At 70.4% G+C, this 18,860-nt stretch carries 22 protein-coding genes and 1 pseudogene; 9 read left to right on the plus strand and 14 right to left on the minus strand.

Annotated features, from left to right (window positions below; all coding sequences use genetic code 11):
• Positions 1-51: 51 nt before the first annotated feature.
• Positions 52-1,668, plus strand: a complete 1,617-nt coding sequence (locus CyaNS01_RS05905; RefSeq protein WP_186699597.1) for a glucose-6-phosphate isomerase — start codon at positions 52-54, stop codon at positions 1,666-1,668.
• On the opposite strand, the gene CyaNS01_RS05910 is transcribed toward CyaNS01_RS05905, so the two are convergent.
• The 6 genes from CyaNS01_RS05910 to cutA all read right to left on the minus strand — a co-directional run bounded on the left by CyaNS01_RS05910 (position 1,647) and on the right by cutA (position 6,253).
• Positions 1,647-2,477, minus strand: coding sequence for an ABC transporter permease (locus CyaNS01_RS05910; RefSeq protein WP_186699598.1), 831 nt, complete (start codon positions 2,475-2,477; stop codon positions 1,647-1,649). The genes CyaNS01_RS05905 and CyaNS01_RS05910 overlap by 22 nt on opposite strands.
• Positions 2,477-3,283: an ABC-2 family transporter protein gene (locus CyaNS01_RS05915; RefSeq protein WP_225875841.1), complete on the minus strand. Its 807-nt coding sequence runs from the start codon at positions 3,281-3,283 to the stop codon at positions 2,477-2,479. Before CyaNS01_RS05915 ends, CyaNS01_RS05910 begins: the two co-directional genes overlap by 1 nt.
• On the minus strand, positions 3,280-4,263 hold the full coding sequence (locus CyaNS01_RS05920) for an ATP-binding cassette domain-containing protein (protein WP_186699599.1): 984 nt from the start codon (positions 4,261-4,263) through the stop codon (positions 3,280-3,282). Before CyaNS01_RS05920 ends, CyaNS01_RS05915 begins: the two co-directional genes overlap by 4 nt.
• A 74-nt stretch (positions 4,264-4,337) precedes the next feature.
• Positions 4,338-5,489 carry a DUF819 family protein gene (locus tag CyaNS01_RS05925; RefSeq protein ID WP_186699600.1) on the minus strand — a complete coding sequence of 384 codons (1,152 nt, stop codon included), beginning with the start codon at positions 5,487-5,489 and terminating at the stop codon, positions 4,338-4,340.
• Between the two features lie 103 nt (positions 5,490-5,592).
• Positions 5,593-5,772, minus strand: coding sequence for a hypothetical protein (locus CyaNS01_RS05930; protein ID WP_186699601.1), 180 nt, complete (start codon positions 5,770-5,772; stop codon positions 5,593-5,595).
• A 52-nt stretch (positions 5,773-5,824) separates the two neighbouring features.
• Positions 5,825-6,253 carry a divalent-cation tolerance protein CutA gene (gene cutA / locus CyaNS01_RS05935; RefSeq protein WP_186699602.1) on the minus strand — a complete coding sequence of 143 codons (429 nt, stop codon included), beginning with the start codon at positions 6,251-6,253 and terminating at the stop codon, positions 5,825-5,827.
• A 96-nt stretch (positions 6,254-6,349) separates the two neighbouring features.
• Here cutA and CyaNS01_RS05940 point away from each other — a divergent pair, with 96 nt between their 5' ends.
• A complete protein-coding gene (locus tag CyaNS01_RS05940; protein ID WP_186699604.1) occupies positions 6,350-7,057 on the plus strand; it encodes a DUF4079 domain-containing protein in 708 nt (235 codons plus the stop codon).
• 9 nt (positions 7,058-7,066) lie between these two features.
• Complete coding sequence (locus CyaNS01_RS05945; protein ID WP_186699606.1) at positions 7,067-9,100, plus strand: glycosyltransferase; 2,034 nt, start codon at positions 7,067-7,069, stop codon at positions 9,098-9,100.
• On the opposite strand, the gene maeA is transcribed toward CyaNS01_RS05945, so the two are convergent.
• Positions 9,073-11,592 carry an oxaloacetate-decarboxylating malate dehydrogenase gene (maeA, locus tag CyaNS01_RS05950; protein WP_186699608.1) on the minus strand — a complete coding sequence of 840 codons (2,520 nt, stop codon included), beginning with the start codon at positions 11,590-11,592 and terminating at the stop codon, positions 9,073-9,075. The genes CyaNS01_RS05945 and maeA overlap by 28 nt on opposite strands.
• Before the next feature lie 106 nt (positions 11,593-11,698).
• On the opposite strand from maeA, the pseudogene CyaNS01_RS05955 reads away from it, so the two are divergent.
• Positions 11,699-12,121 (plus strand): annotated as a pseudogene (locus tag CyaNS01_RS05955) (YccF domain-containing protein).
• Between the two features lie 216 nt (positions 12,122-12,337).
• Here CyaNS01_RS05955 and CyaNS01_RS05960 read toward each other — a convergent pair.
• The 4 genes from CyaNS01_RS05960 to CyaNS01_RS05975 form a co-directional block, all read right to left on the minus strand.
• Entirely contained in the window at positions 12,338-12,682 is a 345-nt protein-coding gene (locus CyaNS01_RS05960; protein ID WP_225875842.1) for a type II toxin-antitoxin system PemK/MazF family toxin, read from the minus strand.
• The gene (locus tag CyaNS01_RS05965) at positions 12,679-12,915 is read right to left on the minus strand and encodes a hypothetical protein (protein WP_186699610.1); all 237 of its coding nucleotides are present in this window, start codon (positions 12,913-12,915) and stop codon (positions 12,679-12,681) included. Before CyaNS01_RS05965 ends, CyaNS01_RS05960 begins: the two co-directional genes overlap by 4 nt.
• Positions 12,916-13,144: 229 nt before the next feature.
• A complete protein-coding gene (locus CyaNS01_RS05970; protein ID WP_186699611.1) occupies positions 13,145-13,723 on the minus strand; it encodes a hypothetical protein in 579 nt (192 codons plus the stop codon).
• 32 nt (positions 13,724-13,755) lie between these two features.
• Positions 13,756-14,361 (minus strand): PCC domain-containing protein, encoded by a 606-nt coding sequence (locus CyaNS01_RS05975; RefSeq protein ID WP_186699613.1) that lies wholly within the window; start codon positions 14,359-14,361, stop codon positions 13,756-13,758.
• A gap of 127 nt (positions 14,362-14,488) precedes the next feature.
• On the opposite strand from CyaNS01_RS05975, the gene CyaNS01_RS05980 reads away from it, so the two are divergent.
• A complete protein-coding gene (locus CyaNS01_RS05980; RefSeq protein WP_186700365.1) occupies positions 14,489-15,427 on the plus strand; it encodes a cation diffusion facilitator family transporter in 939 nt (312 codons plus the stop codon).
• A gap of 17 nt (positions 15,428-15,444) precedes the next feature.
• Here the strand turns inward: CyaNS01_RS05980 and CyaNS01_RS05985 are convergent, their stop codons facing one another.
• From CyaNS01_RS05985 to CyaNS01_RS05995, 3 genes are read right to left on the minus strand one after another with little or no spacing between them, the layout of a single operon-like run.
• Positions 15,445-15,723, minus strand: a complete 279-nt coding sequence (locus tag CyaNS01_RS05985; RefSeq protein ID WP_186699615.1) for a transcriptional regulator — start codon at positions 15,721-15,723, stop codon at positions 15,445-15,447.
• Between the two features lie 44 nt (positions 15,724-15,767).
• The gene (locus CyaNS01_RS05990; RefSeq protein WP_186699617.1) at positions 15,768-16,769 is read right to left on the minus strand and encodes an isopenicillin N synthase family oxygenase; all 1,002 of its coding nucleotides are present in this window, start codon (positions 16,767-16,769) and stop codon (positions 15,768-15,770) included.
• 11 nt (positions 16,770-16,780) lie between these two features.
• Positions 16,781-17,059 carry a DUF427 domain-containing protein gene (locus CyaNS01_RS05995; RefSeq protein WP_186699619.1) on the minus strand — a complete coding sequence of 93 codons (279 nt, stop codon included), beginning with the start codon at positions 17,057-17,059 and terminating at the stop codon, positions 16,781-16,783.
• Positions 17,060-17,189: 130 nt separating this feature from the next.
• Here CyaNS01_RS05995 and CyaNS01_RS06000 point away from each other — a divergent pair, with 130 nt between their 5' ends.
• From CyaNS01_RS06000 to CyaNS01_RS06015, 4 genes are all read left to right on the plus strand, one after another.
• A complete protein-coding gene (locus CyaNS01_RS06000) occupies positions 17,190-17,393 on the plus strand; it encodes a hypothetical protein (protein ID WP_186699621.1) in 204 nt (67 codons plus the stop codon).
• A 110-nt stretch (positions 17,394-17,503) separates the two neighbouring features.
• A complete protein-coding gene (locus tag CyaNS01_RS06005) occupies positions 17,504-17,905 on the plus strand; it encodes a hypothetical protein (protein ID WP_186699622.1) in 402 nt (133 codons plus the stop codon).
• Positions 17,902-18,174, plus strand: coding sequence for a hypothetical protein (locus CyaNS01_RS06010; protein ID WP_225875843.1), 273 nt, complete (start codon positions 17,902-17,904; stop codon positions 18,172-18,174). Before CyaNS01_RS06005 ends, CyaNS01_RS06010 begins: the two co-directional genes overlap by 4 nt.
• Complete coding sequence (locus tag CyaNS01_RS06015; protein ID WP_186699624.1) at positions 18,167-18,847, plus strand: hypothetical protein; 681 nt, start codon at positions 18,167-18,169, stop codon at positions 18,845-18,847. Before CyaNS01_RS06010 ends, CyaNS01_RS06015 begins: the two co-directional genes overlap by 8 nt.
• The last annotated feature ends 13 nt before the right edge of the window (positions 18,848-18,860 follow it).

Raw genomic sequence — 18,860 nt, forward strand, 5'->3', positions numbered from 1 at the left:
AGTTTCTGGGCGTCAGACCCGGCGCCCCAGGGCGCAACCCCAGCCGACTCCATGCCTGCCGACTTCGATGGTTCCAGCCCCGCCACCCAGTGGAGCCGTTTCTGTGACCTGCTCTGGTATCACGATGGCCTGGGAGTCTGGCTCGATGTGAGTCGGATGGCCCTGAACCAGGCCGACCTCAGCCGCCTGGCGCCAGGTTTCGCCTCGGCCTTCACGGCGATGGCGGCCCTGGAGGGGGGCGCCATCGCCAACCCCGATGAGCAGAGGATGGTGGGCCATTACTGGCTGCGGGCCCCCGAGCTGGCACCGGATGCCGCCACCGCCGATCACATCGCCGCCGAGATCGACCAGATCGAGGCCTTCGGCGCCGGGGTGCTCTCCGGCAGCCTGCAGGCCCCCGGAGGGGTGCCCTTCAGCGATGTGCTCTGGATCGGCATCGGCGGCTCGGGTCTTGGCCCCCTGCTGGTGATCGAGGCCCTGCAACAGGAGGGCTGCGGCCTGCCCTTCCACTTCATCGACAACGTCGATCCCCAGGGCATCAGCCGCACCCTGGCCCGGCTCGGGGAGCGCCTGCGTACCTCCCTGGTGATCGTGGTGAGCAAGTCCGGCGGCACGCCCGAGCCGCGCATCGCCATGGAGCAGGTGCGCGAACGGCTGGGCAGCCTCGGCGGCCACTGGGCCCAGCAGGCCGTGGCGGTGACCATGGTGGGCAGCCGTCTGGACAGCCTTGCCGTGCAGGAGCAGTGGCTGGCCCGCTTCGACATGTTCGACTGGGTGGGGGGCCGCACCAGCATCACCAGCGCCGTGGGGCTGCTGCCCGCCGCCCTGGTGGGGGCCGATCTGCGCGCCTTCCTCGATGGCGCCGCCCAGATGGATGCCGCCACCCGCTGCCCCGAGCTGGAGGCGAACCCCGCGGCCCTGATGGCAGCCGCCTGGCACGTGGCCGGCCATGGCCGCGGTCAGCGCGACATGGTGCTCCTGCCCTACCGCGACCGGCTGGCCGTGTTCAGCCGCTACCTGCAGCAGCTGGTGATGGAGAGCCTCGGCAAGCGTCTCGATCGCGACGGCCAGGTGGTGAACCAGGGCATCGCCGTGTACGGCAACAAGGGCTCCACCGACCAGCACGCCTATGTGCAGCAGCTGCGCGATGGCGTGGACAACTTCTTCGTGACCTTCATCGAGGCCCTCGACGACCCCGCTGACCTTCCCGCCCTCAACGGCGAGTGCCCCGGGGACGTGCTGGAGGGGTTCCTGCAGGGCACTCGCACGGCCCTGATGGAGAGCGGCCGCCAGAGCCTCTCGATCACCCTGCGCCGCTTCGATGCCCGCAGCCTGGGCGTGCTGGTGGCCCTGTTCGAGCGCGCCGTGGGCTTCTACGCCGAACTGGTGAACATCAACGCCTACGACCAACCCGGCGTGGAGGCCGGCAAGCTGGCCGCCGCCTCGATCCTGGAACTGCAGGGCCGCCTGCATGAGCTGCTCGCCGATGGCCAGCCCCGCAGCCTGGAGCAGATGCGCCAGGCCCTGGAGGTGCCCTCCGCCGAGCCGCTGTTCTGGATCCTGCGCCACCTCTGCGCCAACCAGCCCGGTTACGTCGTGGAGGGCGACTGGGGCCGCCCCGAGGAACTCGTGGTGGCCCAGCCCGATCAACTGGAGGCGCTGGTGTAGTGGCGCAGGGCGTAGCGCCAGAACCAGCGGCTGCCCAGGAAGGTGGCCGTCGCCATGGCCAGGCCGCCCACCACCCACAGGGGCTCTCCTCTCCCGAGCACTGCCTCGGCCGGCACCGTGGTGAGGAAGGCCACGGGCAGCACAAAGGTGAACACCAGCCGCAGGGCCTGGGGGTAGGCCGTCACCGGATAGCGGCCGGCCACCAGGGTGTAGCGCAGCACCTCGGTGGCGTTCCACACCTTCACGAACCAGATGCTGAGGGCCGCCAGCACGAACCAGAGGCTGTAGAGGATCACGGCGCTGGCCACCAGCAGGGCGGCACTGAGGGCCAGCCCCAGGGGAGTCCAACTGGCCCCGGCCCGGGCGGCTGCCCAGCCGCACAGAGCGAAACCGGCCAGGATCCCCGGTAGGCCCCAGGGCGAGATCATGCGGGTGGAGAGCCAGAACTGGCTGTCCAGGGGTTTCAACAGCACGAAGTCGAGGCTGCCGTTCTGCACATGCCCCACGATGCGGCTCAGGTTGGGCTGCAGCAGGCTGGTGGTGAAGCCATCCAGCACGGTGTAGAGGCCCAGCACCACCAGGGCCTCATCCCAGCTCCAGCCGCCCAGGTTGGCGGTGCTCTGCCGCTGCGGCCCTCCGAACAGCAGCCCCAGCACGAACACACTGCCGGCCAGGTTGCCGAGCACCGAGAGGGCCTCGATCCAGAAGTTGGCCGGGTATTCGAGCTCAGCGCTCAGGGCCGTGGCCCAGAAGCGGCCCAGGCTGCGCCGGTAGCGCCCGAGCCTGGAGGCGAGCAGGGGTGTCGTCATCAGGCCCCCATGGAGGAATAGCGCCTCAATCCCCGGCGCCAGAGGAAGGCGGCGATCGGCAGCAACAGGGCGCACCAGGCGGCAATGGTGGCGAAGCCCAGTGGGGCCGACACCGGCAACCCCGCCAGCAGCCGGGCCGGGAAGTCGACCATCCAGGGGAAGGGGGTGGCGAGGGCCAGCCGTCGCAGGCCCGGAGGGAAGCTGTCGAGGGGGGCCACCAGGCCGGAGAGAAACAGGTAGGGAATCAGCAGCAGCCGATCCAGGGCGGCGGCGCGCTCGGTCCAGAAGCAGGCCATCGCCACCACGGTCTGCAGCAGGAAGCGCAGCAGGAAGGCGGCCCCGATCGCCACCAGGCCGAGCAGCAACTGCGGGGCCGGGGGCAGCCACAGCCCGCCGGGCAGCAGCAGGGCCAGGGGCAGCAGCATCAGGGCCACGAATGGCACCCGGGTGCCCTGCTCGGCCACGTGGGCGGCCAGATAGCGCCACAACGGCAGCAGGGGTTGCAGCAGCAGGGGTGACAGCTTGCCCTGCAGGGTGTCCTCTTCGAACACGTGGATCAGCCACACCACGCTGAACTGGCGCACCAGAAAGGCGGCCAGGAAATAGCGGCGCAGCTGGATCGGATCCAGCCCGGAGGCGCCATTGGCCTCAGCGCCGCTCCACACCCCCAGCATGATCAGCGGCAGCACGCCCGAGAGCGCCCAGAGGGCGATTTCGGCCCGGTACTCGAGCATGTAGGCGTACTGGGTCACGAGCAGGGCCCGGGCGATGCGCCAGGTCCGTCGCGGGCGCCATAGGCCCCTCATCGGCCGGCCTCGCGGCGGAACAGCCCGCCGATCAGCTCGTCGATCGGGGGGTCGGCCACCTCCAGATCGCTCACCTCGAAGCGGCTGAGCAGGGCGGCCACCTGCTCCGTGAGCTGCTGGCGCGGGATGCGCAGCCGCACATGGTGGCCCTGGTGCTCGTCCACCAGGCCGTAGGCCTCGAAGCAGCCGGCCGGCTGCAGCTGCTGCAGCTCCAGGCGCACCTGGCGGTGGGGGGCAAGGTCCTGGGTGAGCCGCTCCAATGAGCCGTCGTGGAACAGCCGGCCCTGGTGAATCAGCAGCACCCGCGGACACAGCGCCGTGATGTCACCCATGTCGTGGCTGGTGAGCAGCACCGTGGCACCGGTGCGGCGGTTGTAGTCGGCGAGGAACTCCCGCACGCGGGCCTGGGCGTTGACGTCGAGGCCGAGGGTGGGCTCATCGAGAAAGAGCACGGCCGGCCGATGCAGCAGCGCCGCCAGCAGCTCGGCCTTCATCCGCTGCCCGAGGGAGAGCTTGCGCACCGGACGGCGCAGTTCGCTGCCCAGCTCCAGCATCTCGGCCAGCTCAGCGATGCGATGCTCGGCGGTGCTGTCATCGATGCCGTAGACGGCGGCATTGACGCGTAAGCTGTCCAGGGCCGGCAGATCCCAGATCAGCTGCTGGCGGTTGCCCATCACCAGGGTGATCTGCTGCAGGAAGCGCTCCTGGCGCTGGAAGGGCACACAGCCCGCCACCTGCACGGAGCCGCCGCTGGGGTGGATCAGGCCGGTGAGCATCTTGAGGGTGGTGGTCTTGCCGGCGCCGTTCGGGCCCAGGAAGCCCACCATTTCGCCGGGTTCGATCTGGAAGCTCACCCCCTGCACGGCCGGCACATCTCGGTGGCGCCTCTGCACCAGGTGCTCCAGGGTGCCGCGCAGCCCCGGGCGCTTCTCGGCCACCCGGTAATGCTTCCTCAACTGGCGCACGTCGATGATCGGCATCGCCGCGCCTCCGAACCGGTCGGCATTCTGGGGGCCCGATGGCAGCAACGGCAGGCCCGGCGGCGGCCAATCCCCTAGCCCGCCAGCAGGCCTGCCATCACCAGGCCCAGGTAGGTGCCCACCACATAGCCCAGCAGGCCGATCGCCACGCTCGGCAGGGCCAGATCGGGGCGCTGGAGGGCGCCGGCCAGGGCCAGGGCGGTGCTGGGGCCACCCACGGCGGCCTGGCAGCCCACGAGGCTGTCGGCCAGTCCCCAGTGCCGCCAGCGGCCCACCAGCAGCACGACCAGCGCCTGCACGGCCACGATCAGGCTGGCCAGGGCAAACACCCAGCGGCCTTCCCCCAGCAGGCCCTGCACGGGTGAATTGAGACCGATCACGGTGAAGAAAGGCTGGATCAGCAGCAGCCCCAGCGGATAGCTGAGCCGCAACTGGGACAGGGCCGGTAGCTGGGCCGCCGCCAGGGCGATGCTGGTGAGCACCAGGATGCCGGGGGCGCCGGGCCACCAGTTCTGGAGGACGCCTGTGGCCGCCTCGCTGATCACCACGATCACCACCCCCCAGAGCAGGGCCACGCCGCCGGCCCGGCTCAGGAGGTCGCGGGGGCGGGCACTGGTGGGCTCCCAGGCTGCGGAGCTGGCGATCTGTTCAGGACTGGCCGAGTGCTCGGCGCCGGCTGTGGCGCTGAGGGATTCGGCTGGGTGAGCTCTGTGGCGGCGTCCCAGGGCCAGGCTGATCAGAAACCAGAGGCTGAACACCACATGGTCGGCGGCGGTGGCCACCAGCACCAGGCCCTCAGGGGGCTGCAGGGTGCGGGCCACCGACACGAAGTTGAGGCTGCCGCCGCTGAAGGTGGCCGTGAACAGACCGCTGAGGGCCGGCAGATCGGCACCGAGCCGCCCGCCCAGCAGCCATGCCCCCAGGCCGGTGCCCAGCACGGCCGCCAGCACCGCCGTGGCGAAGGGCTGCAGCAGCCGCTGCGCCCCGGGCCACACCCGGCGCAGATCCACCGCCAGCAGCAACAGGGCGATGGCGAGGGAGGTGAGCGGCCCTGTCACCACGGCTTCGGCCGCCGCCTCGGCCTTCCAGCCGAAGAGGTTGGTGGTGAGCAGGCCAAGGAACAGCACCAACAGGGTGGTGCCCAGCTGACGGCCGATCGCGGTGGCCTCGGCCAGCCACCAGCCAGCCCCGGTGAGCAGGGCGATCAGCAGCAACGAGAGCAGCATGGCGACGGCCAGGAGCCGGATTGTCTGGCCGGCTCCAGTGAAGGCCGGGCTGAAGCGGGGTGCAATGGCGCTTCAGTTCAGCCGTGCTGCCCAGAGGCTGGGATCACCAGCCGCAGGGAGCGCTGGGGGCAGCGCAGTCGTCCTTCATCTGGGCGTGCTCAGCAGGGGAGAGCGGCCGGTAGCCACCGGAATGGGGGCCACCGCGCTGCTCGGCTTGGGCCAGGCCGCCGAAGGAGCCGGCCAGCACCACAGCCAGGGCCAGGGATTGGAGGAGAGTCGTCATGGTTTGTTCCGCAAGGGAGCACAGGCTGCCCAGGGCGTGCCTGTATCCATGACTACCGTTCGGCGATGGGATCGGATTGCCAGGGGCTCTTTGGCTCCTGCTCCGGCTCCTTCTTCGGTTCCTGTGCTGGAGCCGGCGCCCCTGAGGGCTGGACCTGCTCGATCAGCCAGCGCCGATAGGCCGGATCGACATCCTGCAGCGGGGTGGTGGAGATCTCCGGCAGCTCGTAGGGGTGTGCCTCCCGGATCAGCTCCATCAGGGCCGGCTGCTGCCCCCTGCTGGTCTTGAAACTGATGCGGATCTCCTGCTCCTCAACCAGTTCGCCCTTCCAGAAGTAGAGGCTGTCGATCGGCTGCAGCTGGGCGCAGGCGGCCAGCCTTCCCGCCACCACCCGGCGCGCCAGCTGCCTGGCGTCGTCCAGGTTGGCCACGGTGGTGTGAATGGTGAGCAGCTGTTGCTCCTGGTCGATTGATCCCGTCATCGCGTGGTCGTCAGCAGGTGTTGACGATCGTGCCCAATCCAATCCGCTTCCTAGGTTGTAGTTGACAAGCAGCTTCTGCTCAGCGCCCTTACGCCCATGACAACGACGGACTGGCTCTGGGTGTTGCATCCCGCCCTGGCGGTGGTGCTGGTGTACCCCCTGCTCGGCCTGGTGCTGCGCCTGGCCCAGCAGACCCGCCAGCGGCGCGTGCAGAAACTGAAGCTGCCCCCCAGCGTGGGCGGCGAGCATGTGGACTTCGGCCGCTGGTTGGCGGCGGCGGTGGTGGGCATCGAACTGCTGGCGATGGTGGTGGTGATCAGCACCAAGCAGCCCTCGGCACTCACGCCCGGCCGCAGCGGCCTGTTGCTCCTCGTGCTGGCTGGCACCGTGGCGGCGTTGGTGGCGCTCTGGCGTGCCAAGGAGGCGATCTACCGGGCCAGCTTCGCCCTGCTCTGCTGGGCCGGCGTGATTGGTCTGGGCCTGCAGCCGGAGGTGTGGCGCCTCAGTGACAATCCCCTCGATCCGGCCTTCTGGCAATCCCACTTCTGGGGCGGCATGGGGCTCACCGGCCTGATGCTGTTCTCAGTGGCGGCCCGGCCTGAGATTCTGCGGCAACTGCGCTGGCGGCGGCTGCACATCACGGCCAATGTGATCGCGGCGCTGATTTTCGTGGCCCAGGGCATCAGCGGCCCGCGGGATCTGCTGGAGATTCCGCTCAGCTGGCAGAAGTCGGTTGTCTATGCCTGTGACTTCACCAACAAGGTGTGTCCACCGCCGGCACCAGCGCCGGCGCCCCAGCCCTGACCTGCTCTGATGCGTCTCCCCTGGGCCGTGGCCCTGCTGGCCCTGCTGGCTGGCCGTTACTGGTGGTGGCGCCTCACCAGCACCCTGGTGCTGGACGACTGGCTCAGCGGCTCGATGAGTGTGCTGGTGCTGCTCGCCGAGACCTGGCTGCTGGCCCACAGCTTCCTGCAGCTCGGCTTCAGCCTTGCCCCTGACCCGCGCATCACCCCTCGGGCGGATCGGGCAGCCGCCCGGTTGCAGCGTCGTCTGGAGCCCGCGGGATCCGCCTCGCTGCCCCTGCCCTGGGTGGATGTGCTGATTCCCACCTGCGGGGAACCACTGGAGCTGGTGGAGCGCTGCCTGCTGGGCTGCCTGGCGCTCACCTATCCCCGGGCCCAGGTGTGGCTGCTGGACGATGCCGCTCGTCCTGAGCTGAAGGCGCTCTGCCGGCGGCTGGGCTGCCGCTACAGCTTCCGCCGGGGCCGCGAGCATGCCAAGGCCGGCAACCTCAACCACGTGCTGCCCCTGCTGCAGGGCGAGCTGATCGCCGTGTTCGATGCCGACGTGGTGCCGCTCAACACGTTCCTGCTGCGCAGCGTGGGGCTGTTCGATGAGCCCCGGGTGGCGCTGGTGCAGTCGCCCCAGACCTACATGACCGCCGATCCGGTGATCCGCAACCTGCGGCTGGAGGGCTGGCTGATGCCCGACGAGGAGAGCTTCTACCGCTGGATCGAACCGGTGCGCCAGGGCGTCGGCGCTGTGGTGTGCGCCGGCACGTCGTTCCTGGTGCGCCGTTCGGCCCTGCTGGCCGTGGGGGGCTTCGACACGGGCACCTCCTCGGAGGACCTGGCCACCGGCATCCGGCTGACGGCGGCGGGTGGGGAGTGCGTGTATCTGCCCGAAAAGCTGAGCGCCGGGTTGGCGCCGTTCACGGCCTCGGCCCTGGTGCGCCAGCGCTGCCGCTGGGCCAGCGGCACCCTCCAGACCCTGCGCACCGGCGCCAGTCCGCTGCGCATTGCCGGGCTGACGCCCCTGCAGCGGCTTGCCTTTCTGGAGGGCATCCTGCACTGGTTCAACGCCCTGCCGCAGCTGCTGCTGGCCCTGATGCCGCTGATGATCGGCGTGCTGGGCGTGCTGCCTCTGCAGATCACCGCCGCAGGCCTGCTGCGCTATGCCCTGCCCTTCTTTGGCGCCCAGCTGCTGCTGGCCCGCTGGTTCAGCAACCAGGCCCGTACCGGCCTGCTGCCTGAGCTCTACCGCTGGATCGTGTTGATCCCGCTGGTGGCGACGATCTGCCGCTGGGCCCTGCAGCGCCCGCTGCGCTTCCAGGTGACCCCCAAGGCTCTGGCCATAGCCGGCAGGCAGGCCGCCGATCCCCGCCTCTGGCTGCCGTTGCTGGTGCTGCTGCTGTTGCAGTTGCTGGCCCTGCTCAATCTGTTCGGCTGGGCGCAGGATCCCACTGGGCCGGCGCTGGCGCCGGTCACCCCTGCCAGCCTGGCTCTGGGGGTGAGCTGGAGCCTGATCAACGCCCTGCTGTTGCTGCTCGCCCTGCGCTGCTGCTGGGACCGTCCGCGACGTTCCGCTCTGCCCTGGTTCGCCGTGCGTGAACCCGCCTGCCTGGATGGCCAGCCGGTGCTGCTGCGGGCGATCAGCGAGGAGGGGGTGGAGCTGGCCCTGGCTCCAGGTGCTCGGCAGGCTGGCCAGGTGGCGCTCTCCTTGGCTGGTCCTGCCTCACTGCTGCAGCTCACCTGGGGCCAGGAGTGCTGGCCCCTGCAGCTGGCGGCGTGCCGCGGCCATCGCCTCGGAGCCCTCTGGAGTGGCCTCAGCCCCCGCCAGCAGCGGACCCTGCAGCAGCGGCTCTACCGCCAGAGCGGCCTCTGGCCCCACCGGCGGGCGCCGTTTGAGCCACTGGCCCTGCTGGCGGTGCTGGGCCGTCTGCTCAGCCCTATTCCCCCCGACGACTGGTTCCGGCGCAGCCTGGTGCCGATCCAGCTGACCGCCCCCGCCCGGTCCCAGCGGCCGGTGCCGCCACGGGCCTACCCCACGGCCGAGCTGGCGGTGTAACGGGGCTCCCACCGGGCTGCATCGAGACACTGGAGCGCCTCGGCCGGCGTGCTGGCCCGCTCCGTCAGCCCCTGCTGCACGGCCATCAGGGCCACCGCCTCCGCCACCGCCCGGGACACGGCCTGCACCCGGGTGAGGGGTGGCATCAGCGGCTCCAGCGGATCCCGGGCGGCGGGAATGGTGGACGCCAGGGCTTCCAGGGCCGCATCGATCATGGCCTCACTCACCCGGGTCGCGCCCACGGCCACACAGGCAAAGCCCAGGCCGGGGTAGAGGAAGCAGTTGTTGCACTGTCCGATCACGCGCTCCTGGCCGTCCCAGGGCACCGGGGCGAAGGGGCTGCCCGTGGCCACCAGGGCCCTGCCGCCACTCCAGGCGAGCAGATCGGCGGGGCTGGCCTCGGCCAGGTTGGTGGGGTTGGAGAGGGGCAGGATCACGGGGCGCTCGGTGCCGGCGGCCATCGCCTCCACCACTGCCTGGTCGAAGGCGCCGGCCACGGTGGAGGTGCCGATCAGCACGGTGGGCCGCACCTGCTGCACCACCTGCAGCAGCCCGATCTGCCCCTGGCCGTTGCGGCTGAAGCGCTCCGCTTCCTCGGCAGGCCGGGCCAGGGCGGCGGGGGGTTCTGATCCAGGCGCTGCCACGATCAGCCCGCGGCGATCGAGGCCCCAGATCCTCTGGCGGGCCTGGAGGGCGCTCAGGCCGGCGGCCTGCAGCAGCCTCAGCAGCCGTTCGGCGATGCCGCAGCCGGCTGTGCCGGCACCGAAGATCACGATGCGCTGCTCGGCCAGACCGGTGCCCAGCCCCCGGCAGGCCGCCAGCACCGCCGCCGCCGCCACGCCGCTGGTGCCCTGGATGTCGTCGTTGAAGCTGGGGGCCTGCTCGCGGTAGCGATCCAGTACCCGCCGGGCCTGGAGCTTGCCGAAGTCCTCCCAGTGCAGAAACACGCCCGGGAACACCTGCTGGGCCGCCGCCACGACGGCGTCAAGGAAGCGGTCGTAGGCCTCGCCCCGCAGCCGCGGCTGACGCCTGCCGAGGTAAAGGGGATCGTTCAGCAGGGCGGCGTTGTCGGTGCCGACATCGAGCGCCACCGCCAGCACCCGGCCCGGGTGGAGGCCGCTGCAGAGGGTGTAGACGGCCAGCTTGCCCTGGCAGATGTGGATGCCGCCCACGCCCTGGTCGCCCAGCCCCAGGATTCCTTCCGCATCGGTGATCAGCATCAGATCCACCGGGCCTTCGGCGGCCTGGCGCAGCAGCTCGGGCAGCCGCGGTTCCATCTCCGGCGTGAGGTAGGCGCCCAGGTCAGGCGGCTGGTGGCTGTAGCTGAAGCCCTGGATCACCCGCCCCACGGTGGGGGTGTACACCACGGGCAGGGCCGCCTCGATGTGCTCCTGCAGAAAGGCGTGGAAGAGGGTTCGGTTGCTGCGGCGCAGCCGGTCCAGGTAGGTGAAGCGCTCGAGGCTGCCCTGCAGGCCAGCGAAGCCCTGCCACACCCGTTCCACCTGCTGCTCGAGGCTCTCCACCGCTGCTGGCAGCCGGGCCTCCAGCTGCAGGCTGCGCCGCTCCTCGGGGCTGAAGGCGGTGTCGCGGTTCAGCCGTGGGTCGGCCAGCACGGCCATGCCCTGGCGCGGCTGGAATCCCTCGGGATCAGGCCCCGCTTCCACTCTCACCCGGTAGTGCATGTGGGAGCCCACACCGGTGCCCCGGTAGTGGCCGCTCACGGGCGCCGCCAGGTGGTGATCGGCGGCCGTCACCAGGGTGACGTGGCCATCGGCCACGGCCAGGCCGAGGCTGGGGTCGTAGGCGCGCCAGCCGCCGCCGGGGAGCCACACCTCCGCCCAGGCATGCAGCTCGTGCTCGCTCACCTCTGGCGGGTGGTGCATCGAGTAGCCGCTCACGAAGCGGGCCGCCAGGCCGAGGCTGCGGCAGGCCGCCACGTAGAGCATGGCCGTGTCGCGGCAGGCGCCGCGGCGCTGGGCCAGGGTGTCAGCGGGCGCCATCGGTTCGCCGTCGAAGCGACCGATGTGCTCGAAGCCGTGGTGGATGCGGTCGGCCAGCAACAGCAGCAGATCCGTGCTGCGCTGGCCGGCCTCGGCCGCCAGCTCTGCGGCCCAGGCCGCCACGCTCGGCTCCGCCTGGCCCAGGAAGGGGGCCAGGGCCGCCGCGGTGGCGGGGGGGTAGCGCAGGGGCAGGGTCTGGGCGCTGGGATCGGTGAGGATCCAGTCGAAGGGGTTGCGGCGCAGCGTTTCCACCACGGTGGTGGTGTGGATCCAGAGCTCCTGGCGCAGGCCCGTGAACCAGATCTCAGTGGTGTCGGCGCCGCCGGGCTCCTCCACTGGCGTGCTGCCGGCCGGCGGTTCCCGCACTGTGAGGGTGTGGCTCAGCAGCCGCTGCGTGGCGCTCTGCCGGGGGGTGAGCCGCAGGGTGTGCGGCTCCAGGAACACGGGTTGGTCGTAGTGGTAGTGGAGGGTGTGGTGGATCCGGAAGAACATGGGGGGGCAGCGTCAGGCGCCAGGGCCAGGGCCACCGGGTCAAACTAGGGCAGCCGGGGCAGGCTGAAGCTGCGCCAGCGCCACACTGCTGCGCAGAGGTGAAGGGATGCTCGGTTTTCTGCTGAACGTTCTCTGGTTTGTGCTGGGGGGCTTTGTGATGGGCCTGGGCTAGTGGCTGGCCGGCCTGGTGGCGGCCCTCACCGTGGTGGGGATTCCCTGGGCCCGGGCCTGCTTCGTGATCGGCAACTTCTCCTTCTGGCCCTTCGGCAAGGAGGCGATCAGCCGCCAGGAACTCACCGGCCGCTCCGACTTCGGCACCGGCCCCCTGGGGCTGGTGGGCAATGTGATCTGGTTCCTGCTGGCGGGCTGGTGGCTGGCCATCGGCCACCTCAGCTCGGCCCTGGCCTGCTTCGTGACCATCGTGGGCATCCCCTTCGGCATCCAGCACGTGAAGCTGGCGCTGATCGCCCTGGCCCCGATCGGCCTCGCCATTGTGCCGAGTGGCACCACCGCGAGGCTGGAGGAGTGAGTTCCGGTGCTGATGAATCCTGAGCTTGAACAGGGATTGCGTGCGTCGCGAACTGGCTTGGAACGATTGATGATCTTGCCCTGTTGGAGCAGCCGTTCAGCGATCTGCTCCAAGGCCAAGGCGAATCCAGGTGGTGGAAGGGCCGGGCCCAGCAAGCACCTTCACGACCAAGCCGGGCCTGGGGATGACAAACCGAACGAGCGAGCTTTGGCTACCTCATGGCAGCTCCAGCCAGCCACGCAGGGCCAGGTCCAGCTCGATGAGCCGCTGGGGCTCCAGTTGGCCCAGGATGCCGCCGATGGCAACGACCGGAACAGTGAACAACTTGTCCACCATCAGCTGACATGGCTTGCGCAGGCCGTTGCGATCGCTTGGTGCCACAGCGATGTGCACCAGTGGGGCCTCCAACAGGGTGCTGGTGAGCGGGCAGAGCGTGACGCTGGGGTGCGCCTGCAGCCAGCGATCAGCTTGAACCACAACTGTCGGCCTGGGCTTGCCCGAGTACACCCCGGCACTGGCCACAGTCACCACGGTGCCGCGGCTCAAGAGCAGCGCCGTCATGCCGTCCAGTCGCCCCAATCCGGCAGCTGCTCGCTCCAATGCCCCTGAGGCTCCTGGGCCGCCAGCAGCTGGGACTGTCGCCTGGCCTCCTCGGCGTTGCCGAAGCGTTGCAGGTAGTGGTGCAGGGCCTTACACACGCAGGTGCTGTGGCTCTTGCCGAGCTGACGCCCTACTTCCGGTTCCACTCGCACCCCGAGCACCGGGATCTCCAGGCCCTGGGCATCATCGATCACCTTCGGATCCCTTGATCCTGTCCAGTGCCGATCGGCATGAGCAAGCCGATTGACTGCCCTGAACCGGTGCCCGAGCTGACCACAAAGCTCACTCCACGGCTGGTGATCTCGATGGCTTCCTGTAGGTGGCGTTGCAGCTGCAGTTCTTAGTTGCAGACCCCGGCTGTAGTCCTCAATGGAGATTCGGGAAACCGCATCCGGCCCGAAATGATGTAAATCACACGACTGGCTATGGAAGGTCTGCGGCATCCATTGCACTCCTTTCCCCCTTCAACCCATCAAACCCACAGCGCAGCACCGCCAGGGCGTCATCCGGCAGGCCCAGAAAGCCGTCGAGCCAGGGATCGCCGCTGGGGGGCACCCGCGCCACGCCCACCAGACAACCCTGGCCGCGGGCATCCAGGGGGCTGCCCTTGGCGTGGTGGCGCTGGCCAGCCACCGATCCTGTGCTGAGATCCGTGGTCACCAGCAGCGGCGGCGGACGGTAGAGCCCGGCCCAGCTGCAATGGAAGCGCGCCTCGAAGCGCAGCGTCACGGCGCCGCTGGCCGGCACGAGCTGGCCGGCGAGAGTGAGGGGTTCGATGGCGATCTGCAGCCCCGGCGGCAGGGGCAGCACCAGCACCTGCGTTGTGCGCCAGTTCAGCGGGGGGATGCTGAGGTCGGCTGGGTCGAAGACGATCTCCAGCCTGTCGTCAACAGGGGTGCAGGTTGCCCTGCCGCTGCCGCCCCGGGCGTCGTAGCGGAAGCGTGGGTAGCGGCCGATCGCCAGCCCGCAGCCCGCCTGGGTGTGCAGCTGCAGGCTGGTCATGGCAACAGGCGGGCTTGAGCGGACACAACCCTTCAGGCGCCGCGGAGGCCATCGAGGCTGCCGCGGGCGTGAAGCTCGGCGAGGGCGTCATAGCCCCCGATGAAGGCGCCGTCGATGAACACCTGGGGCACGCTGCCCGGCTGGCTGGGCTCGATCACCCGGTGAGCAATGCCAAGGGTGCGCAGCATGCGCAGCGCCCGCGCTGAGAACGGGCAGCCCGGCAGCACCGCCACCTCCACCCGGGGCACCGTGGCGGCCTGGGCCAGGGGCACCATCAGGGGTTCAGCGCTCTGCTGCTCGGGGCCCGGCTCCGCATCGAACAGCCCCACCAGCAGGTCGGCGCCCTTGTACACCAGCGTGCCGGGCTCCAGGTGGCCGCCCCACACCTGGCAGGCGTTGTCGGAGAAGCTCAGGTGCAGGTGCACCCCCCGGGCGGCCACCGTGCCCTGCAGGGTGATGATCTCCAGCTCTCCCGTCAGCACGGTGGGGCCGGCCTCGCCGGGGCACTGGAAGGAGGCCTGGGTGAGGTTCCCCACCACGCTCAGCACGAAGCCGTGGCCGCCCTCCTGGGCGGCCAGCTGCTCCAGGGACTGGCGCACGTCGCTGCCTGGTTCGAGGTGCAGGGCCAGAAACCGCATGGGCAGAGGGGCGTGAACGGACGACACCAAGGCCCGCAAATTAGGCCCTCGCCTGGCCCACGGTCGCCCAGCAGACCGCCGCCAGGCTCCGGGGGGCTTCACAATGCGAGCCCGCCAGGGTCCTGTGATCGGCTTTCGTTCGCCCCGCTCCTACACCCTGCTGTCCGTTGGGGCGGCCGTGAGCACCATGGTGATCAAGCTCGCGGCCTGGCGCCTCACGGGATCGGTGGGCCTGTACTCCGACGCGCTCGAATCCCTGGTGAATCTGGCGGCGGCGCTGGGGGCCTTCTGGGCCCTCACCCTGGCGGCCAGGCCCGCCGATCGCGAGCACAACTACGGCCACTTCAAGGCCGAATACTTCTCCAGCGGCCTCGAGAGCGCCCTGATCGTGCTGGCGGCGCTGCTGATCCTGCAGAGCGCCTTTGGCCGGCTGCTGAACCCCCAGCCCCTGCAGCAGGTGGGCCTGGGCCTGATGCTGTCGCTGCTGGCCACGGCCCTCAACGGCCTGGTGGCGGTGCTGCTGTTGCGGGCGTCGCGGCGCTTTGATTCGATCACCCTGCGGGCGGATGGCCAGCACCTGCTCACCGATGTCTGGACCTCCCTTGGGGTGGTTGTGTCCCTGGTGCTGGTGCCGCTCACGGGCCTCACGGTGCTGGATCCCCTGGTGGCGATCGCTGTGGCGGCCAACATCCTGTTCACGGGCTGGCAGCTGCTGCGTGAGACGGCCTCCGGGCTGATGGATCGCTCCCTGGCCGAGCCCGACCAGCAGCGGCTCGCCCGGTTGCTGGCAGCCCGCAGCGGCGATCAGGTGGCCTTCCACGCCGTGCGCACCCGGGTGGCCGGCTCCCGCCGCTTCGTGAGCCTGCACGTGCTGGTGCCGGGCCACTGGAGCGTGCAGCGGGGCCATGACTTCTGCTCCGCCCTGGAGCACGACATTGCCGCTGCCCTGCCCCGCAGCCATGTTTTGACCCACCTGGAGCCGATCGAGGATCCCAGCGCCTGGAACGATGATGGCTTCCAGTGGGATGGCGACCAGGCGGCAGCCCGTGGCTCCGCTTCCCGCTAGCTGCTGGCTTCAGGGGGTCAGAGCGCCCGTCCCGGTGGCTGGGAGCCTGAGGGCGGCAACGGCCTGGGGCTGCGTCGGCCCGGTTCCAGACTGGCCAGAAGGGCTCCCAGCGCCAGCAGACCCAGCAGCCACCAAAGCCGTGGGCGGGGCAGGCGCCGCCCCGAGCCTCCGCTGCGGCGCCTCACCTGCTTCTCGGCCTTGAGGCCGAGCGGGCGCCCGCAGCGCCCGCAAACAAAGCGGCCGGCCAGGCTGCGGTCTGCCTTCACCGACCAGCTGCCGCAGCTGGAACAGGCCATCGCGAGGGGGTGGGATCAGGGCTCCAGCATGCCGACCAGCGTGGCTAGGCGGCTGGAGCAGTCGCCTGGCTGCCCCCGTCACCATCCGCGGTCAGCAGATTGATCCGGTAGAGAGTGTCTTCCAGCACATCAGCCACCAGCTCCCCTGCCCAGCGCTGGGGGCGCTCGGCGCTGCAGCAGGCGTTGAAGGGCTGCAGCACCGTGGTGGGTCGCGGATGGCAGAACTGCACCACGCTCAGGCGGGAGCCGCTGGCGGCGGGATCGGCCATCACCCGGTGCCAGCCGCTGGGGATCAGGCCATTGCTGAGGCGCTCCAGCATCAGGCCGCTGTTGAGGATCACATGGCCCTCGGGCGGCGTGGCCGGCAGCCACTGCTCCCCCACCAACACCTGCAGCCCCGGCGCTGTGGCCCGGGGCAGGGCCGTGATCAGGTTGATGTCGGCGTGGGGGGCAGCCCACAGGTGGCCCCCCGCCGGTGCCTGGGGCATGGGCGGGTAGTGCACCGCCCGGGTGAGGGTGGGCGCCTCGGCCACCATCGCCTCGAAGATCGCCTCATCCAGCCCCAGACCCACGGCGATCACCCGCAGGAAACGGCGCTGTAGCGCGGCGATGGCCGCGTGGAAGGCGGTGAGCACCGCGCTGATACCCGGCACCGCGGCCTCGGGCAGGCCCTGCTCCGGGTAGAGGAGGGGGTAGCGCCGACGCAGGGGGTGGTGCGCCGGAATCGGCTCCGCCCAGTTGAGCATCTCCTTCCAGTCGGCCAGGGACGCCCCGGCGGCGGTTTCCACCAGGGTGCCGGTGTAGCCGGTCTGGCCACTGGCGCCCTCCACCCGGAAGGCCTGCTTGCGGGGTTGGGGCAGCTGAAAGAACTGCTCCAGCAGGCCATAGGCCTCATCCAGCAGGTCCAGGGGCAGGTCGTGGCTGGTGGTCACGAAGCCGGTGGCCAGGCTGCGGCGCACCCCGTCCACCACGGCCTCACGGGCACGCTGATCGCCCCGCTCGAAGCGCAGCAGGTCAACGTCGAGAACGGCCGGATCGGCAGGCATCGCGGCGCTGCTCAGCGCACGCTGACGCCTTTCCAGAAGGCCACCCGGCCCTGGATCTGGCGGGCGGCCTCCTTCGGTTCCGGGTAGGTCCACACGGCATTGGCGTTCACCGCTCCGTCCACCACCACGTCGTAGTAGTGGGCCTCCCCCTTCCAGCCGCAGACGCTGCGGTGCTCGGAGGGCCGCACCAGGGCGCTGTTGAGGGCCTCGGCGGGGAAGTAGGCGTTCCCCTCCACCATCACGATGTCGTCGCTGCTGGCGATCACGGCACCTTTCCAGCTCGCTTCCATGGTCCATCCGTCAGTGGGCCCATCCTGCCCGCTCGCCACCGCCCGGTGCGCAGGCGCACACCGCGGCCTTGCCAAACCAAGACCCTTCCCCTTCAGTGGAATCAAGGCATGAGACTCAAGGGAGAGCGTGATGGACCGACCCCCAGCCCTTGCCTCCTGGAGCCACCGCGGTTGCAGCGTTGAGCTGGCCGCCGAACCCTCGGCCCCGCCGCTGTTCCGCATCACCCATGGCAGCGGCGTGCCCCTCGGCCAGGTCTCCAACCTGGAGGAGGCCCGGGAGCTGATCGATCGGGAACTGCCCCTGCTGCGCCAGCGCCTGGCCGCCTCGGCTTGACGCCACCGCTGGAACGGACCCGGGCCAGGCCGCTTCCCCTGCCACTGGCAGTTGGGCCAAAGGGCGTTAAGACAGGAGCACCAGCTGGGCGCCGCAGCGCCAGGGCGCCCATGAATCCCACCCTCTCGGAACGGTTGCTGAGCAGGCGTTCGGATGGCTTCTTCCGGGCCCATCCGGCGGCCCCCTGGGACGCGCTGCTGGAAACCCCGGTGGCCCTCCAGACTCTGGCTCTGGTCCAGCCTGCCGTGGAAGCGCAGCCAACCCCAGCCACCTCAGCTCCGGCCACCTCAGCTCCGGGCACCTCAACGTCAGCCCCCGAGCTCCTGGTTCTGGTTTTGATGGCCGTGGTCTGGCTGGTCGATGGCTGGTTGGCCCTGCGCCAGGGCCTCAGGCGTCGCCCCACGGCCCCTGTCAGCAGCGCTGCCCATGGCAAGGCCCGCGTGGTGGCTGGACCTGCCCGGCCGCCATCCCCCCGGGCCCGTCGCCGCTCGGCCCCTGTGCTGGTGGCATGAGCGGGGCCAGCCCAGCGGGCCCGTCGCCGGCTTCGCCCCTGGGCCCGGACGACTGGCGCCGGGTCCGCGCCGCCCTCCTCTACATGGGGCGGGATCTGCATCACCGCTCCTATGCCGTCACCGCGGAGCGCAGAGAACTGCTCTGGCAGGAGATGGATGCCTGCCTGGCCCTGGCGGAGCGGATCCCGGCCGATGGCGACGAAGCCCTGTCAGTGGGGCCTGCTGCGGCAATCATGGGGGCTGCCGATCCACCAGCAGCCAATGCCTGAGCCACGCCCAGCACCCTATCTGCCTGCTCCTAAGACCGCCCTCTCCCCTGACCCGGCCGCACGGCGCTGGCGCCAGCTGCTGGCCAGCGCGGCCCTGGCCGTCGGCCTGCCCCTGGCCCTGCCTGCCGCCGCCGCTGCCATGCCCGCCTCCGGGGCCGGTGAACCCGGCGTGGCCCGCCTGAGCGGTGAGGCCGTCTACGGCTTTGGCTGTGTCGAAGCCGAGGGGAGCTACTGGATCGGCCTCGGCCTGATCCCCAAACCCTCCTTCAATGTGGTGACGAACCCGATGGCGGTGCCGGCCCTCAGCTCCACGAATCTGGCCCCGGTGGCTGAGATCACCGGGGCCGTGGGTGCCGGATCGATCGCCCACCGCTGCACCAGCATCGCCACCCGCCTCACCAACCTGGCCCTGGCCACCGGCACCGCCTCGCCCCTGGGCATCCTCACCCTCACGGAGTTCCTGCAGGCCGGCATGGTGGCCGGTCAGCCAGTGATCGCCATCGGTCAGCTGGCCCTTCCCGACGTGCTGGCCACCCTGCCCCAGGGCAGCGATCCCCAGCAGGCCCTCGATCGCGTCAGCGAGCGCATCCGCGCCGTGTCCACGGGCCCGGCCATCGCTGAAGTGCTGCTGCGGGAGGGGCTGGTGGAGTTTGTCGAGGTGCCGCTCGACTGAGCTCTGGGCGCTG

Origin of the sequence: Cyanobium sp. NS01, from assembly GCF_014280235.1 — a bacterium.
GTDB lineage: Bacteria > Cyanobacteriota > Cyanobacteriia > PCC-6307 > Cyanobiaceae > NIES-981.